This window comes from Actinomadura luteofluorescens (assembly GCF_013409365.1).
GTDB lineage: Bacteria > Actinomycetota > Actinomycetes > Streptosporangiales > Streptosporangiaceae > Spirillospora > Spirillospora luteofluorescens.
In genome coordinates this window covers 8,482,419-8,499,496 of sequence record NZ_JACCBA010000001.1, presented here as the reverse complement: position 1 = coordinate 8,499,496, position 17,078 = coordinate 8,482,419, and the positions used below count along the sequence as shown (strand labels likewise).

Here is a 17,078-nt window from a genome sequence, read left to right as displayed (position 1 = left end):
CAGTAATCCGGGAGGCTCCTGGCGTGGCCGAATCAAGGACCGTGGCTCTCAAAGTCAGTGACGGCCAGTTCTACCTGGTCGACACCGCAACACAGGCGGCGCTGCTGTACTCCGGCGGACGCAACGGACTGGTCGGAGTCCTGGGCGACGGAGCGGCCTGCGTGTGCACCGGCATACTTGAAGGCCTCGTCCGCCTGACGGTTCAGGCCACCCAGGAACCTCCTCCCGCGCCGTCGGGCGAGTGGGATGAAGCCGTCGAAGTTAGGTTCTACTCGCCCAGCGGCAGATTCAGCATCAACGGCGTTGCTGACGGGCCGCCCTTGGGGAACCTGGCCACCGCCGGCCCCGGTCCTTACCGCGTGCGCGTCCACGCCCGAGGACGAGACGCCGGCCACGGCATCGAAACAGTCACCGAGGTCAGCGAGATCGTCGAGGAATTCCTGATCGTCTGCTGGCCCGGAGACGGCGACCCCGAAACCCTGCTCCAGACACGCGACCAAGCCGGCATCGGACTGCGCGCCGCACAACCAGACCCGAGCACCATGCCTCCCATCAGAAACACCGCAGAAGACCCGACCGGCCTTCACCGCTAGGGCGTGTCCGGTGGATCATGTGTTGATCCAGAGCAGGGCTGTGACCAGGACGATCGCTGCGCGGTAGTTGCGGGCGAGTTCGTCGAACCGGGTGGCGATGCCGCGCCATTGCTTGAGGCGGCCGATGCAGCGTTCGACCACGTTGCGGCGCTTGTAGAGGGCTGGGTCGAACCTTGGCGGCCGCCCGCCTCGTGGGCCGCGGCGTACGCGCCCGGCCTGCTGGTCGACGCGTTCGGGAATGGTGGCGGCGATGCCCCGCTGGCGCTGGGTCCGGCGGATCGCCGCCGAACTGTAGGCCTTGTCGGCGATCACCCGGTCCGGCCGGCACCGCGGCCGCCCCCACGCAGGTCGCGGCACCCAGATCCCGGCGAGGACGTCGGGGAAGGCGGTGCAGTCGTTGACGTTGCCGGCGGTGACCACGATCGACAGCGGCATTCCGCGCCCGTCGACGGCCAGGTGGACCTTGGTGGTCAACCCGCCCCGGGACCGCCCGAGCGCCTGACTGCTCCTCGATGTCGGGTTCGTCCCGCCCGGTTCCCCTTTTTGCGGGCTCCAGCGGCGTGCTGATGGGCGCGCACGATGGTGGAGTCGAAGCTGACGGTCCAGTCGATCCGCCCGACCGAGTCGTCGTGGACCTGCACGTGGGTCAAGATCGCATCGAAGGTGCCGTCGGCGGCCCACCGCCGGTACCGCTCATAGACGGTCTTCCAGTTGCCGTACCGCTCCGGCAGGTCCCGCCACGGAGCACCGGTGGCCAGCTTCCACAAGATCCCGTTCAACACCGTGCGGTGATCGGCCCACCGCCCGCCCCGAGCGGGCTGCGCGGGCAAAAGCGGCTCGATCCGCCGCCACGCCGCATCGGTCAACTCATGCCGTCGCACCATGACACAGCATCAACCCACACCCAAAGATCGACCTCAGCCAAACACCAAGATCTACCGGACACGGCCTAGGACGTTCGCGCGGCGGGCTGTCGACCGAGGTGCATCTGGCCTGCGAGCAGGGCCAGAAACCGTTGTCGCTGGTGGTGACGGCCGGGCAGCGCGGAGACGCCCCGCAGTTCGAGGCGGTGATGGCCGGTATCCACGTCGCCCGGCCAGGGCGCGGTCGCCCCCGGACCCGCCCGGACCTGGTCCGGAGCGACTAGGCCTGCTCGTCCCGGGCAATCCGTGCCCACCTTCTCCATCCGCTACCAGGCCGTCCTCGAGATCACCGCCATCAACGAATGGCGCCGGCGCCAACCCAGGCGCAGTCGGGGCCGGCGCTCCGCGCGTTCACCGTTCGGTACCGGTTCGCTCGGCTTGATCAACCCCACTGCGGGCCCTCCTCGACTCCAGGTCAACCGTCTTCCTGGTACAGCGAGCGCGGACATGTCTCCACATCAGCCCAGCCAGGCCAGTCGAGCGGCTCGGACAGTCGTAGGGTCAGCGGCAATGCCGTGGGTACTACTCGATCAAGCGAAAACAGCGGAAGCGATCCGGGCTGAGAACCCAGACCCCGAGCGAGCCAACGAGCTTCTCAAGCAGTAAGAGGTCATAACAAAATGTGTATGTGAAGTGACATCGCGTGGTGTCGGGTGTGGTGTGGGCGGGTGCGTAAGGGTGAGCAACCTCCATGGATTGTGGCCGACAGCCTGTGGGAGCGGGTTGAGCCGCTGCTGCCGAAGGTGGAACGCCGCAAGCGCCATGCCGGCCGCAAACGGCTGGGCGACCGCAAGGTGCTGTGCGGGATCCTGTTCGTCCTCCACACCGGGATCCGGTGGGAGTTCCTGCCCCAGGAGCTGGGGTTCGGGTCGGGGATGACGTGCTGGCGGCGGCTGGCCGAGTGGCATCAGGCGGGCGTGTGGGAGCGGCTGCACCGTCTTCTGCTGGAGGAGCTGCATGCCGCCGGGCAGCTGGATTGGTCCAGGGCGGTGATCGACAGCTCGCATGTCCGGGCTTTGAAGGGCGGCCCAAAACCGGGCCGAGCCCGGGCGACCGCGGCCGGCCGGGCTCCAAGCACCACGTGCTGACCGACGGGCACGGCACCCCGCTCGCCCTGTCGTTGACCGGCAGCAACCGCGGGCGACGTCACCCAGCTGATGCCGCTGCTGGACAAGGTGCCGCCCGTCCGGGGGCCGGGTCGGCCGTCCCCGCCGAAGACCTGGGCGGCTGCTGGCCGACCGCGGCTACGACCACGACAAGTACCGCCGGCTGGTGTGGGCCAAGGGCATCAAACCGGTCATCGCCCGCCGCGGCACCCCGCACGGGTCCGGACTGGGCGTCCACCGCTACGTCGTCGAGCGCACCATCGCCCTGCTGCACTGGTTCCGCCGCTTACGCATCCGCTGGGAAATCCGCGACGACATCCACGAGGCATTCATGACCCTGGCCGCAGCCATCCTCTGCTGGCGACGCCTCGTCCGCTGATTCTGTTACGGCCTCTAAGGGCCGCCGCTGGTACGCCTGGGCGAACGCCAGGGCGAACACCAGTGGGTGCTGGCCCGCCGGTCGATTAGCGACCCCACCGACCTGGCCTTCTACCGGTGCGCAGCCAACCGGTAGAAGGCCTGCCCGAACTGGTGCGGGTGGCCGGATCCCGCTGGAGCGTCGAGGAATGCTTCCAAGCGTCCAAGAACGAGGTCGGCCTGGACCACTACCAGGTCCGCCAGCACACCGCCGCCTGGTACCGGCACATCACCTTGGCCATGGTCGCCCACGCCCACCTGGCCTTCCTGACCGCCGGTCCACCTCCAGCCCCAGGCGCTGACCGCGACGGCGAGGCTGACCACCTCGCCACACAGGGGGCCTGTCCACTTATTCGATAAATTTAATAGGCGCAAGATGCTGGCAAATGTTCCAAATCGCTTCGCGTCCACTTTCTCCACAGAGAGACAAAAACTGATCCATTCCACCGAAAACTGACCCTGACGGGGACATCAACAAGAACCAGTGATTGGATGCCGCAATCCCTACGGGACACAACGACAGCCCCGTTCGCTGCTCGTACTCGCGCACTCGGTCCCTATGAACTGCATGCGCAGCCGCCGTTGCGTTGAGTAGTAGATCATGAAACCCCTGCGCCGCAATTCTACGCGGATACCGAAGGGACAGCCCATCAAACTCGGATACAAATTCCAGGGCGGCCCTCGAAGGAGGGCATCCAATTTCATTCCAAGCCTCTACGGCTGGAGCAACCTCCACTTTTCTGCCGAGAAACCAGCCAGACGCTCCCAGGAGCATTTTCAACTGCTCTTCGCTGACTTTATCCTCCATCAGTTGGTTGCCTCACGCGCATCCGCCAGAAGCATCTGGCACCACCCACACGATGGCTTCGGAGTAAGATCCACTTTGTTCACCGTGAAGTATTCGAGGTCCTCCAAACGCGTCCCCGGATTCTCATTCAAAACGGCATTGCACGCATGAAATTCCGCACACACGCCAGGTCCCCAACCAGCCTCAGGAGCCTCACGCGTTCCCACTAGCCCTAGAGCCTCCTGCAGACGTGGAAGCAGGAGATGATTGACGTTCTCCGGAACCCCGCTACCGCTCTCTCCATACGCGGTCTCGCCAGTATAACCATCGCGCGCCACCGCGGCACTTTGATTCGAATTTGGCGCGCTGTTGCGGACGTCATTACGTACGTGTTCCCCGAGATCGATGGGACTGTCGGGGCCGCAGTTGTGGACGAGGAGGGGTAGCTTTCCAGCTAGAACGTAGTAGGTATGGTCGATCTCGACCGTAAGATTATGTACTCGTTGATATGCAACATGAGGCTTGACGGCGATAATCTGGGCGCGTGTGGCAGCAGGGGTGCGGAGTGACATTCCCGGCCGGAGTTTGCCAGCATCGATCCATTTGTCGGCGGTGGGCACCCAAAGAGGGTGGCCGTCGGTGGCGATCAGTTCCGCAGTCTGATCGCCACGGTTTCCATCGGTATCGACAGTGATCTGGACCAAACGCTTCATTCCGGTACCGGCAATCGTCGCCTGCACCGTTTGCGCCGACCTCCTGCCACTGGTCAGGTCGGTGGCCAGTACCTTATCTCCAACTTTAACCTTGTCGATCAGCTTGGCGGATCCGTCGGCCATGAGGACGGAAGTTCCTGCTACGAAGCTGTTGCGCCGGAGACAGCCCCCTCCTCCGCCGCCTGCGACGGGAGCATCGGCTGCTGCTTTTCCGGCCTTCTTTGCGGCGGCCGGTACTGTCTTCGCCGCGCTGCCGGCGTGGCCTGGGGCGCCGCCCTTCGCCCTACCAACTACCTTCTGGACGATCTTCGGGGCGACTCTTCGGAGGACGGGTGCCGCGGCCTTGGCCGCCAGCAGGCCGCTTACCGCGAGGCCTGCGTCTATCGCTGCGCCGGTCAGGCCCGCTTTGAAGCCGCCTAGCAGGGTTTGTTGGTCGGTTGGGGTGTTCTGGTGGTAGGAGACCACGCCGTAGACCCATCCGCCGATGGCGGCGCAGCCGACTACTGCGCTGCCGCCGCTGATGGCGGTGCATAGGCCGCCTGCTGCGATTCCGGCGATGGTGGCCTGGTGTTTCTTCAGGAAGCCGCCGACCTTGCCGACCTTGCAACTCCAGCCGCAGGGCTTCTTGACCGGTACCGGGTTCGGACTCGCCGTGCCGTTGCAGCCGACCCAGCAGCCGCCGCCGCTCGGTGCGCGCGGTGGCGCGAGATAGACGCCGCCCCCTCCTCCTCTTCTGAAGGAGTTGCGGTGCTGGTTGGCGTTGTCCCAGCGTTCGCGGGGTCCATCGTTGCCGTAGCTGCTGGGCCCTGGCCGGAAGCCGCCGTCGCGATACTGGCCGCTCGGGTCGGCGTAGTCGACCGGGTTGTTGCCCGCGTAGGAGTATCCGTTGGCGGTGAGGGGGTCGCCGCCGCCGGTGACGGGGTCGGCGCTGAGGAAGCGGCCGGTGACCGGGTCGTACTCCCGTGCACCCAGATGGGTCAGGCCGGTGGTGGTGTCCTTGGTACCGCCGACGTAGCCCTTGTCCATCAGTGTGGGCCACAGACCGATAGGGCTGCTGCGCTCGTTGCCGAACGGGGCGAACCGGCGGACGCTCCAGTTGTCCTGGTCGACGGCGTTGACGGTGGTGTCGGCGCTGCCCTGATAGTCAGGTACGACGAACTGGACTGTGGAGCTGGAAGTGCCCGTCCGGTAGGCGACGTTCTGGCCGGCGTGGCTGTAGTAGCGGACCGCGGTGACGGTCCCGCTCGCAGACACCTTCACTTCCTGGCTGGGCAGGTAGAGGGTCTTGCCGTTGGTGTCCTTGCGGATCAGGCGGTTGCCTGCGGCATCATAGATGTAGCTGGCCAGTTCCTTGCCGGCCTCATCGGTGACCTTGGACAGGTTGCCTTCAGCGTCCCAGACCAGTTTCTGGCCGGGGCGGGTAGTGGTGTTGCCGACCTTGTCGTAGGTGAACAGGTCGGTGGTCTCGGTGGTCCCGTCGGATTCGGTGAGCGACTTCAGCGCGTGGGGGCTGTTGGCACCTCCGTCGCCGAGAGGCGCTGGATAGGTGTAGGTGCGGGTCTTGTCGGCGGCGGGTCCGCCGGTGAAAGCGTGCTGAACTTCCTTGGTGCGGTTGCCGACCTTGTCGCCGTAGTTGCCGGTGGCGTCGTACTGATAGCTGGTCCAGTACGGGGCCGGGCCACCGATGGTGGTGGCGGTCGGCGCGGCGTTGCAGTCGGAGTTGGTGGTCGACCACGCCTCGGAGAGGCGCTGGGCGTAGTCGTAGATGAAGCACTGCCGGTCGGGCGCCTTGCCGGCGGCGTTGGTCAGGATCGACCTGATCGAGCCGGCATCGGTGTAGTCGTACTTGGTTTCCAGGTCGTACGTGGCGGTCGAGGACTGGCGTTTGACGGTGGAGCGGGTCAGGCGATTGGTGGCCGGGTCCCGGTCGAAGGTCTGCCAGAGGAACTTGTCCGACACCGATGCCATCGCCAACTGGGTGATGTCACCGTGCCCGTCGTAGACAGTGTCGGCGACGTAGGTGGCCAGGCCGTGTGTCCATTCGGGCAGACCGTCGTCGTTGTACTCGGTGGTGACGTCTTCGGCGGGCAGTCCTGTGCTGCCTCCGACCGCCGGATAGGACGTGGTGAGCGGGGAGCCGTTGAAGTTGTAGGACTGCGTAGTGGTGTAGGTCCCGACGAGTGCGCCTTCGGACGCCGGAATCGTGACGGTCGTGCCCTTGGCGTTGTACAGCCCGTCATAGCCGGTGATCGCAGTGACGTACTTGTCGCTGCCTATATGACGGGTGGAGGTGGCGGGCAGGCCCTTGGCGTACGGGACGGTGTCGTAGGTCATGGAGGTCAGCGGCGTCGTGCCGTTCTTGACCTCCAGTGGACGGCCGAGGTTGTCGTAGCTGTAGCCGAGTGTGGTGCCGCGGGCGTCCTTGGCGGTGCTGACCTGGTCGAAGAAGTCGTAGGTGACGGTCGAGGTGCCCTTGTCGGGGCTGCTGCCGGTGACCGGGCGGCCCTGGACGTCGTAGGTGGTCTTCCAGAGGTTGCCTGCGGCGTCGCGGGACTCGGCCGGACGTCCCGCACCGTCGTAGGCGACGGTGGACGCCAGGTAGGGGCCGGCCAGGTTGGTGGTCTTGTACTGGCGCGTCTCCACCGTCCGGCCCAGAGCGTCGGTGAGTGTGGCCGAGGGCATCGCCCCTGAGGGTGGGATGACCGTGGTGCGCTCGCCGTCGTACTGGTTGGCGGTCGTCCACTTCTTGGTGGAGAAGCTGTAGAGCGTGGTGGTGAGGATTCGTTCGGCGCCGTCGTAGGTGCTGAGTGTCTGGCTGGGGACCTGGTTGTCGTCGGCGGTGGTCAGGACGCCTGACGGGTTGCCGGTCAGTACGTAGGCGGCGTTGGTCTTGTAGACCAGGCCGCGGCTGTCGTACTTGGTGTCGGTGATCGTCCGTCCGCCGCCGGCCGCTTCGTTCTGCGACTGGCGGGGGCGCAGCATGCCGTCGAGCAGGTCGACGGACGTCTCGTAGGTGACAGGGCTGGTCTTGGTGAGCGTCCTGGTGGTGACCGAGACCGGGTTGCCGTCGCTGGGGAAGGCGTAGGCGTAGGTGGTCGAGGGCCGGTCGGGGTTGCTGTTGCGGGTGTTGTTGGGCAGCCAGGCCCGGATGAGGCGTCCCAGCCCGTCGTACTGGCCCTCGCCGACGCGCCCGTTGGGGTCGGTGATCTTGGTGGGCATGCCGCGGGCGGGGTTGTACTCGATGGTCGTGGTGAATCCCGCGGGCGTGGCGCCGCCCACGCTGACGGGCGGCGTGGTCAGGGTGCTCGACTTCAGCCAGCCCTCGGCGGCGTCGGTGTACGTCGATTTGGTGATGCGGTCGTCGCCTGTGGTGGCGGGGTCTCCGACCTGAGTGGCCTGCAGGACGCGGCCGTAGCCGTCGTAGGTGGCGGTCCCGGCGGGCGTCATGGTGGAGCGGCCGCCCGAGACGCCGGTGGCCTTCTCCGTGCTGGTGGCGTTGCCGACCGTTGGGTAGGCGCCGTAACCCTTGCCGTCATAAATGATCTTCGCATCGGAGATCATGTCGGCGGGGACAAGGTTGGGCTCGTGGCTGGCGTCGTTGTCGCAGTCGACCGCCACGGAGAGGGACCGGATCGGCAGGGACTGGATCGCGCCGGCGGGTGCGGTGCCGCTGGGGAAGACGGTGCGTGAACACGTGTCGTCGGCGGAGGTGGTGATGTCGCCTTCGTTGTCGACGGCGACTGTGCGGCCGAGACCGTCGTAGTCGTAGGTGGTCTGGGTGTTGAAGTCGGTGCCGTCGGCCTTGCGGGAACGGCCCCGGGTCCACTGAGCCTTTTTCAGCGGCAGTTCGATGTGCGCTGATCACAGCATGATCGCGGACGGTGTGGGCGGTGCCGGACGTCAAGAAACCCCTGGTAGGACGGTTGGTCTCTCACAACGTCCCGTCCCCACCAGAGGCCTCACATGCTTTTGTACCGTGCTTCGCTGCCGTTGTCGCGCCGGACCCTGGCCTACGCCACCGGTGTCGTCCGCCGCCACCGCCAGGCCCTCGGCAGCAGGGGCCGGTGCCTGCCCCCGGGCATGCAGGCTCTGATGACCTTGGTCTACCTGCGCAAGGGCGAGACCTACGCCGAGCTGGGCGCCGGATTCGGCGTCTCCACCGCCACCGCGTGGCGCTACGTCAACGAGACCGTCGACCTTCTCGCCGCCCGAGCGCCCAAACTCGGTGCGGCGCTGGCCAGAGCGGTCAAAGCCGGGCTGCCTTACCTGGTGCTGGACGGCACGTTGGTCTCGATCGACAGGGTCGCCGCCGACCGGCCCTACTACTCGGGAAAACACCGCCGCCACGGCATGAACCTCCAGGTCATCGCCGCACCGGACGGGACCTTGCTGTGGGTGTCGGGACCGCTGCGCGGCTCGGTCCACGACCTGACCGCGGCCCGGATCTGGGGCGTCGTCCGGGCACTGGCGGCCACCGGGCTGCTGGTGCTGGCCGACAAGGCCTACCAGGGCGCCGGCGCGCACATCCTCACGCCCTACAAGGGACGCGACAAGCCCGAACCGCAAAAGGACGCCAACCGTGCACACGCCAAGCTCCGCGGCCCCGGCGAACGCGCGAATGCCCAGCTCAAGTCATGGCGAATCCTGCGGAAGCTGCGCTGCTGCCCCCACCGCGCCGGACGCCTCGCCAAGGCCATCCACACCCTGCAACTCCGCGAGACCGCAGCACGCTGAAAAAGGCTCACTGCGGCTGGACGCGTCCACCGTCAACGGTGATGTCGTCGTCGGAGTTGGTGTCGTGGAAAGTGCGGCTGAGGGTCTTGGTCCATTTGGGCCGCGACACGTTCGCGTCGGTCTCGGCGGCGTCGGTGAAGGCACCGTTGAAGGTGCGGGTCTCCAGGACGGCGCCTGCGAGTGGGTCGAGGTCGCTGATTCCGCCGAGCAGGTTCTTGGAGTCAGTGATCGTCACGCTTTGCCGGGCGTTGCCCTTGCCCTGATAGTTGCCGTCCATGCCGCGGGCGTAGGTGGTCTCGGTGCGGGACTGCTGTTCACCGTTCTGGCCGTCTCCCACGACCGTGCGAAGCTTGGTGTAGCCGCGCCACTGCGACCAGGTGCGCCATTTGTCCTTGGTCATGCCGTCGTCCTCGGCGTACCGCCACGCGGCGTCGCCGAGATAGGCGTAGCTGGTGATCTGGGACCTGGACTGCCCGGTGTTGTCGGCCTCGATGATGTAGTCGACGACGTACTTGTGGTACCAGTCGTTGATCAGCTTGCCGTCTGGCTGTTCCCACTTCACGGGAAAGCACCGTTTGGAGTTGTGCTTGGGATCGGGCATGTTGCCGGCCGAATAGACGCAGTCCCCGGCCGGAGTCGGGTCGGCATAAGGGTCGGAATAGCCGACGCTGGTGGTCGCACCGGTGCCATTGTCGACGCCGACCAGGCGGGGCCTGTCGTATCCGGGGAGGGCGTCGACACCGGTGCCGGAGCGGCCGGTGATCACGCGGTTGGTCATGAGCTGACCGAACAGGGTGATGCGGGGCGCCTTGGTCTCGCCGCCGTTATGACCGGTCTGGTCGATGGTGTGCAGCCAGAGCGCGCCGTTCTGGTAGGTCTGTCCCAGATCCCAGATGTCGACGGTGGCGTATCCGGGGTCTTCGGTACTGGCCACCTGGTTGTCGCGGAGCTTGGTGGTGATCTTCGTCAGGCGCTTGCGGTTGAAGAAGGTCGGCGAGGTCTTGGCGTATCCGCAGGTGTCGCCGTCGTCGCAGATGCGGTCGTCCGGCAGGTCCGTCCGGTCGGACAGCGTGAAGCGGACGCGTCCGGTGGCCGGGGTGCCGTAGGTGGAGCCCTTGCGCTGGCCGTAGTCGATGCGGCTCAGATAGCCGCCGGAGTCATATTTAGTGCCACCGCTCGTCTGCTGGTAGCGGGTGTAGTTGTTGGTCTCTTTGCCGTAGAAGTAGGTGATGGTGTTGTTGTGCGGGTCGACGACGTGGTCGAGATTCCATCGCCAGGCCTTCTGACACCATGCGTCCTTGAAATCGCTGTCGTAGCACGGTTCGCCGGAGCTGTCACCGAAGACCGGCACGGTCCACGCCGAGTTGGTCTCCTTCTCGCCGTTCGTCCAGTTGTCAGGACGATTGATCCCGAAGAAGTACTCCACACCGTCCAGATCGGTCAGCTTCCAGTACTCGCCATCGTGGTCGCCATTGGTGGCACCCGTCAGCCGCTCGATGGTGGAGCCGTCATCGTTGCGAGGGCGCCAGGTCTGGGCGGCGCTGTCGTACAGCAGTTCGGTGGACCGGCCGTTCAGGGAAAGGACGGCGTTCTGGCGTCCCCAGCACAGGTCGCCGGAGGCGTGGCCGGCATCGATGCACGGCTTGTACTTGCGTTCGATGTATCCCGGCCAGTAGTCGAAACCGTCACCGATCCAGGACGCCTGGGAGTTGTCGGCGGCGGTCTTGCCGTCCACGGCCCCCGAGCTGTAACCGATGGTGACCTCGGGCATCAGCTCGCCGGGAACCGGCGGCAGTCGCATCGGATAGTTCCAGGAGAACTCCCCGGTATTGCTGCCCGCGCTCCAGTTGGACGCCGGGGACAGGCTGGTGGCGCCCCAGTCGCCGGACGGTCCGGAAGCGCCCGCCTCCGCAGCGAGCACCGTCGTGGTCCCCGCGGTGGACGCGGCCTCCTGCGTGGGCTCGGCGGCCACGGCCACGTCGGCCGACAGCGTCGCCGTCTTGGTGTCGTTGACGGTGGGCAGCACCGTGCGCTGCTGGCACCGCGCCTGCTCTGGGCTCGTGAGCGCGCAGGCTGGCAGCTTCACCAAACGCAGCCGGGAGGCCCAGTCACCTCCATGGGCGTTCTTGAACTGGGCGTAGCTCAATCCCACTTTGACGTTCCCGGCCTGCGGGGCCGACACCGCCATGACCGTTTCTGCGCGCGTGGCCTTCGCGGTCTTGCGGTCTGCCATCCGCACCCGCACTCGCGGCGGAACAGCGGAGGCGGTTGCCCGCTCCCCCTTGCGGGCCGTGGGTGCTGCTGCCCACACCGGCAACTTGCCTGCCCGCACCCAGGCTCCGGACGTTTGACCGTCCTTGCCTTTGGTCCCGGCGCGAAGGTCTGCCATGTCCGCCGTGCCCTCGCCCGGCACCGGCCATACTGGTGCGGGCGCCTTGGCCGAAATCGGTGTTCCCGCCGTGCCGGGGGGTTTGCCCGTCCGGGCTTTGAGCGCCTTGCCCTTGATGCGTGGCGTCTTCTGGGTGCCGGGGCGGCGTGCGGCGCCGTCGTCTGACAATTTGGGCCGCACTGCGGCCGCCGCCTCACCGGCCACCCCGGCCACCAGCGCCAGTGCCAGAGCGACCGCTACCGCGGCGATCAGCCCATGCGCCCGGCTCAGCGCACGCAACACACCCTTCACTGACGCCTCATTTCTCTGGAAGGCACCGCGGTTGCCACGGCACGGTCACCGGCCGGGCGGTCACACTGGGGCTCGGACGGTTACCGGACGTCCACGTAGTCGGTGGCCTGCGTAGGAAGGTCGGTCTTGCCGGTGTCAGGTGAGGCGTAGGGGCTGAGGTAGTAGGCCATCCAGGTGGCGTCGGCTGGGGTCTTGCACCGCATCTGGAACCAGCCGGCCGAGTCGGTCGCGTCCCCGCCGTTGGTGCAGGACGGCGTCCGCAGGGTCGTCTGTCCCTTGAGGCGGTACTTCGCGCCTACCCACTTGCCTTTGACCGGCTGCCAGCCAGCCGAGGAGGACCACCGCATCAACCGGCCCTTGAGCGTCAGGTACTGGCCTTTGCGCGCCGGCTCCGGGGAGGCGTTGAAGCCTGCGAAACCGGTCTTGTAATAGACCCGGAACGGATAGCCCGACTCGACCTTGGTGTATGTGGCGTCACCGGCGAAACTCGTGCGCAGCCACCCGGCCGTCCACGCGGTCGCCCTGATCTTCACCCGGCCTTTGGCGTCGGTCGTACTGGAACCGACTTGCTTCCAGCCGGTCTTCGGATAGCCGGAGATGCCCTTGGGCGCCCACCACAACGTCACCTTTCGCGCGGAGAGCGGCTCGCCACGCACTGCCTTCAACGTCCGCCGGACTTCGAAGGCCTTTCCGCGAATCGGGTAGACCGGGTTGGTCTCCCGATCTCCCAGCGCATTGTCGATGTACAGCCGACTGATCCAGCCGATCACCCGTGCCGATGTCCCGGTCACCTGCCCATAGCCGGCCACCCGCGCGACGATGTTGCCCGGCCCAGGGAAGAAGGTCGCACGGAACCGGCCGCCGGACTGCACCGTCGCCGTTTCCTGAAGTTCCCCATCCGGGCCGTCGAAATGCACCACCAGGCCTGCCGGCGCCGCCACCCAGCCCGCACCCCGGTTCTGCTGCACCTGCCCGGTCACCGTGACATCGGCGTCCCAGTTCTGCGTCGCCACCGGATCGACCACGATGCGCTGCGGAATCTCCGCCTCTGCGGCCTGCACGGGAAGGGCGGCCAGCCCTACCACGAGCATCCCGCCGCACATCGCTACCGGCACTGCGTTCCTCATACTCGAGCTCAATCCCATCGATTCCCTGCACGGTCGCCTGAGTGGCGAATTGTTGAACGCGCTTGCTGCCCGGCCGCCTGCTGGAGGCGCCTCGTCGATAGGCCTGACTACTGGTATTGCAACTTCCAGATCTGGTGTGGTGGAACCGGTTCCCCCGGCGCGGCCCTGGAGCACCCGTGCGTCTTCGGGGGCCCCCTCGTCATGGGCGTCGGCGACCATGGCGCTGTGCTTGGCGATCAGCCGGTACCCGAGGTTGCCGTCGTCGGCGACCCCGACCACCTTCCAGAGTTGGTGCTCAGCACCCGGTTCACAGGTGGTCTGCCGGACGGCGGCGCCGGGCTGCGTTTGCGCACCGGCCACCTCGAGACATCGGACCGCAGACGGGTCGCCGTTGAGAGTGCTGACGTTGGCGAGCATGTAGTAGCCGTCACCGTAATCAGAGAACTTCCATTTCTGCCGATCCGCGCCATTGCAGTCCCAAGGCACCACGAGGGCCTGGTCGGCGGTGGAGCCATTTGCGACGTCCATGCACTTCTGAGTGCTGGCGGCGCGCAGCCGGTGCGTTATCCCGTCGAGGTGGTGGCGCTTCAATGTGGTGATGTTCCACAGTTGCTCATCGGTGACCGGGTCAGCGCACGACCACTGCAGCACGTTCGCGCCGGGGGCCGGTGAGGCCGAGTCGACGGCGAGGCACTTGTCGCTCCGCCGCGACTTGATCAGGTATCCGCCGGCCTTCTTCTCCGGCTTCCACTGCTGGCCAGTACTACCGTTGCATTCGTACTGCCAGACGTTGCGGCCGTCGGCGGTTCCGGAGCCATCGGTTCCGTCCACGTCCAGGCACTTGCCGCTGTTGGCACTGATGAGCTTGTAGTAACCATCGCCCGCGTCGATGAACTGCCAGTCCTGGGCGGGGTGGGCGTTGCAGTTCCACTGCTGCACGTTCGTGCCGTTCTCTGTTCCGGCTCCCGCGACGTCCAGGCAGTGTCCGGAGTTGACGCTCACCAGGCGCAACGTCTTTCCCGAGAATTCGTGGTCCTGGACGGACTCGGTGTAGATCACGTTCAGGACCGACTCATCGGGGTGGGCCAGCGGCCACAGTTGGGAATCGTCGATCCAGCCGTTCCAGAATGCGCTCTTGGCAGAGCCGTTCGGAGTCGCGCCGGCCAGCAGAGGCCCGGAGCCGGCCGCCGGCGTCCAGGTCGTGGCGGCCGTCTTCACCTCCGGCGCCATGACCCGGGTGGTGGAGCAGTTCCATGGCTCGTCGGGGACGCAGACCTCGCGGCTCCCCTCAGCTTGGGTGCGCAGCCAGAGTTCCTGCTTGAGCGGGTCGTAGCCGCCCATCAGAGAAACCCAGTGCGCGGTCCATGGCTGCCCATCTCCGGCTTGCGCCATATCCCGCGTCGCAGCCGTCAGTACGGTGCCGTCCGCTTTGCGATGCCTGAACGTCCATTTCCCGCCAAGCCAGCCGAGCTCGAAGACGGTCCCGTCAGAGGCGGCTTGGCTTATCGCCACCTGGTCCCCTTGAACGGAGGCGAGCTTCAACCACGTCGAGAACATGAACCGCTGACTGGTGTCCACCAACGTGACCGGATTGCCGCCGGGGTCCGTCCAGGGCTTCACTTCACCGAACTGCGTCGAACCGTTGAGGCGCACCGCGCGGTCGGTCGGCGAGCCCGCGCCGAGGTTGCCCGTCTCACCGAAAGCCGCGCCTCCGCTGAACACCAGGTCGGCGTTCGGATTCGCAGCACCGCTGGGTCCCACCGCGCCGGCTACGTTGCCGGCGGGCTCGTCCATCGACCAGGCGGCGTCCCGCGGCGGCTGCTCCACAGCGAACTCGTATTTCTTGGCCGCGCTCAGGTTGCCGGCCCGGTCGTAGGCGGTCACTTCCACCCACTGGGGCCCGAAGCGCGTCGGCGTCCAGGCGACCGTGGACGACGCCCCGGGCGCGACCGTTTTCGTCCCTTCGACCCCGTCGGCGAATCGGTAGTGGAACTTCACCACGTCAGCCGAACCGGCGGGCGTGAAGGTGAAGGTGCCTGGCACGTACTTGCGTGCGGCCGAGTCATATCCCGACGTCGCTCCGGCTGGATACTCCGGGGACGACACCGCCGGTGTGTTCGGCCTCCGGGCGTCCACCGTGTACTCGCACCACTCCGACCACGGGCCGTACAGGTTCGTGTCGTCCATCCCCCGAACACGCCACATCCAGCTCGTTCCGCCATCGGCGGTGGCAGGAAAATCGTCACCCTTGACGACCGTCAACGAGGCATGGAGGTAGCCGTCGGAGCCGGCATGCTGAAACTTGTCCCCGGGAGGCACGTAGCGCTTCCAGCTCTCTTCGGGCTTGCCCAGAGGCGCCAACTCGTATTCCGCGGCCAGGAGCTGACCATCGAAACCACCTGAGTTGTCGCCGTCGTAGTCGGTGATCAACGCGTTGGCCGTCCGGTCCTTGGACACCCCCATCCAAGGGCGGGCGCTCCCCCGCACGCACGCGTACTTCGTCGTCCCACCGTTCCTCATGTGGACGTCCTTGGTGGGCATGGGGTACCGGGAGAACTTCACGACCATGCGCGGGTCGACATCCATGACCTTCCAGGTGTGGGTGTCGTCGTAGTCCGCGTCCGGGAACAACCCCATGGTGAAGAAGTCCCACTTGTGGTCGGTGGCCCACTGCACCACTCTCGTCAGGTTGCCCCCGGCGAAGTGAACGTCGTTGGAGCTTCCGGAGTCACCGCATTCAGGGCGTCCGACATTCACTGGTGCACTGGCCAAGAAGTTGTTACTCCAACCGGAGCCGTCAGGAATGTAGGCACCCGGCCGCGTATTCCACGTGGTAGTCGAGTAGATGTGCTCGACGTTGAACAGGCGCACGTCCCGTGTGACACACGACCACGCATGCAAGGTGTCGAAGGTGATGTCGACGGAGTTAATTTTTACCTGGACGCTCCCAGACCATGTGTGAATGGGGGTCGTGTCCATCCGAATGTAGGAGCGCTTGTCGGTGTAGTCCTCGACTTCCCGCCCGGTGGGCAGCCGGTCGGGCTTCCAGTACTTGGAGTCGGGCCACGTCCGATCGACGTAAGCCCAGCCGGCGCCCTTGGTTCCCTGGGCATCGTCGGACTCTCGGCCGCCGTTCCATGTCTGCCAGGACGGGTCGAGGACGATCGGAAACTTGGCGTCGGGTGCGGTGAGCAGTTCCCGGTGCGGTACCAGCGCCAGCGACCCCGTAGTGACCTCGATTCCCAAAGGCTGCGAGGACGCCTCAGGCGAGGGTCCGGCGGCAACGGCTTCAGGAGACGTCCGCGCGACGGCGCCGATCTCGGTTCCCTCCCACATCAACGGCTCTGGCGCGGTGAAAACCTCGTTGCCGGCTTCGTCCACGGCCGCGAGCCGACCGCCGGAGAGCTCCTTCAACTGCACTCCGGAGGCCCTCACCCCGAACTCGATCTTCTCCAACTCGGGATCGCGCGCCGCCTCCGGCGTCTTGACCACCACGTAGTGGGACCAGCCGGTGGGCGTCGACCTGACCACCAGATCCACCCCCGCGCCACCACCGTCCACATAGGTGGCGCTCTCACCCTCCAGGACCGGGGCCGGAAGACTGGCTCCCGGCCAGGTGAGCGTCAGACTCTTCCCATCCTTGGTCATCGTCGCCAGTTCGTCGTCGCCCCCGGCACCGAACGTGACCCCGTTGACCGACATCCGCGACGCATACCCGCCCTCGGCGGTCCGCTCCAGGGTCAGATCAGCGTCGCGGAAGACCCCATCTCGTTTCACACGAACCGGGACCGGCGACGTCTCGAACGAGAACTGGCCATCAGGCAGCGCGGAAAGCTTTCTGGTCTCCGACGTCTGACCTGCGATTTCTACCGGATCGCCGGTCTGCTTGGCTTTTGCCAGCGCGGCGTCGACAGGAGTCGGTGTCGGGCCGGCCTCGTCCGCCTGCACCGGAGCGGGTGGCATGGATACCAGCGAGGCCACCAGGACGGACGCCATCA

At 66.4% G+C, this 17,078-nt stretch carries 7 protein-coding genes and 2 pseudogenes; 4 read left to right on the top strand and 5 right to left on the bottom strand.

The annotated features are described in order from the left end of the window. The first annotated feature begins 23 nt into the window (after positions 1-23). The gene (locus BJY14_RS39105; RefSeq protein WP_218905785.1) at positions 24-593 is read left to right on the top strand and encodes a hypothetical protein; all 570 of its coding nucleotides are present in this window, start codon (positions 24-26) and stop codon (positions 591-593) included. Between the two features lie 15 nt (positions 594-608). On the opposite strand, the gene BJY14_RS39100 is transcribed toward BJY14_RS39105, so the two are convergent. After that, a protein-coding gene (locus tag BJY14_RS39100; protein ID WP_312879816.1) for an IS5 family transposase occupies positions 609-1,474 on the bottom strand; the annotation gives its coding sequence in 2 pieces (ribosomal slippage) (positions 609-1,099 and positions 1,099-1,474; 867 coding nt in all). A 737-nt stretch (positions 1,475-2,211) separates the two neighbouring features. Between BJY14_RS39100 and BJY14_RS39095 the strand changes: the two are divergent. Both BJY14_RS39095 and BJY14_RS39090 read left to right on the top strand, forming a co-directional pair. Continuing rightward, positions 2,212-3,001, top strand: a pseudogene (locus BJY14_RS39095) (IS5 family transposase). Positions 3,002-3,061: 60 nt separating this feature from the next. After that, positions 3,062-3,399: pseudogene (locus tag BJY14_RS39090) on the top strand (hypothetical protein); the annotation flags it as partial. On the opposite strand, the gene BJY14_RS47900 reads toward BJY14_RS39090, so the two are convergent. Together BJY14_RS47900 and BJY14_RS39080 are read right to left on the bottom strand one after the other, a co-directional pair. Beyond that, entirely contained in the window at positions 3,389-3,814 is a 426-nt protein-coding gene (locus tag BJY14_RS47900; protein ID WP_376770061.1) for an SUKH-3 domain-containing protein, read from the bottom strand. The pseudogene BJY14_RS39090 and the gene BJY14_RS47900 overlap by 11 nt on opposite strands. 32 nt (positions 3,815-3,846) lie before the next feature. After that, positions 3,847-8,157 carry an RHS repeat-associated core domain-containing protein gene (locus BJY14_RS39080; protein ID WP_179848192.1) on the bottom strand — a complete coding sequence of 1,437 codons (4,311 nt, stop codon included), beginning with the start codon at positions 8,155-8,157 and terminating at the stop codon, positions 3,847-3,849. A gap of 345 nt (positions 8,158-8,502) precedes the next feature. Here BJY14_RS39080 and BJY14_RS39075 point away from each other — a divergent pair, with 345 nt between their 5' ends. Next, the gene (locus BJY14_RS39075; protein WP_179842248.1) at positions 8,503-9,273 is read left to right on the top strand and encodes a transposase family protein; all 771 of its coding nucleotides are present in this window, start codon (positions 8,503-8,505) and stop codon (positions 9,271-9,273) included. Between the two features lie 7 nt (positions 9,274-9,280). Here BJY14_RS39075 and BJY14_RS39070 read toward each other — a convergent pair whose 3' ends face one another. After that, positions 9,281-11,953, bottom strand: coding sequence for a hypothetical protein (locus BJY14_RS39070; RefSeq protein ID WP_179848191.1), 2,673 nt, complete (start codon positions 11,951-11,953; stop codon positions 9,281-9,283). An 80-nt stretch (positions 11,954-12,033) separates the two neighbouring features. Continuing rightward, positions 12,034-17,076 carry an RICIN domain-containing protein gene (locus BJY14_RS39065; protein WP_179848190.1) on the bottom strand — a complete coding sequence of 1,681 codons (5,043 nt, stop codon included), beginning with the start codon at positions 17,074-17,076 and terminating at the stop codon, positions 12,034-12,036. Positions 17,077-17,078: the final 2 nt, after the last annotated feature.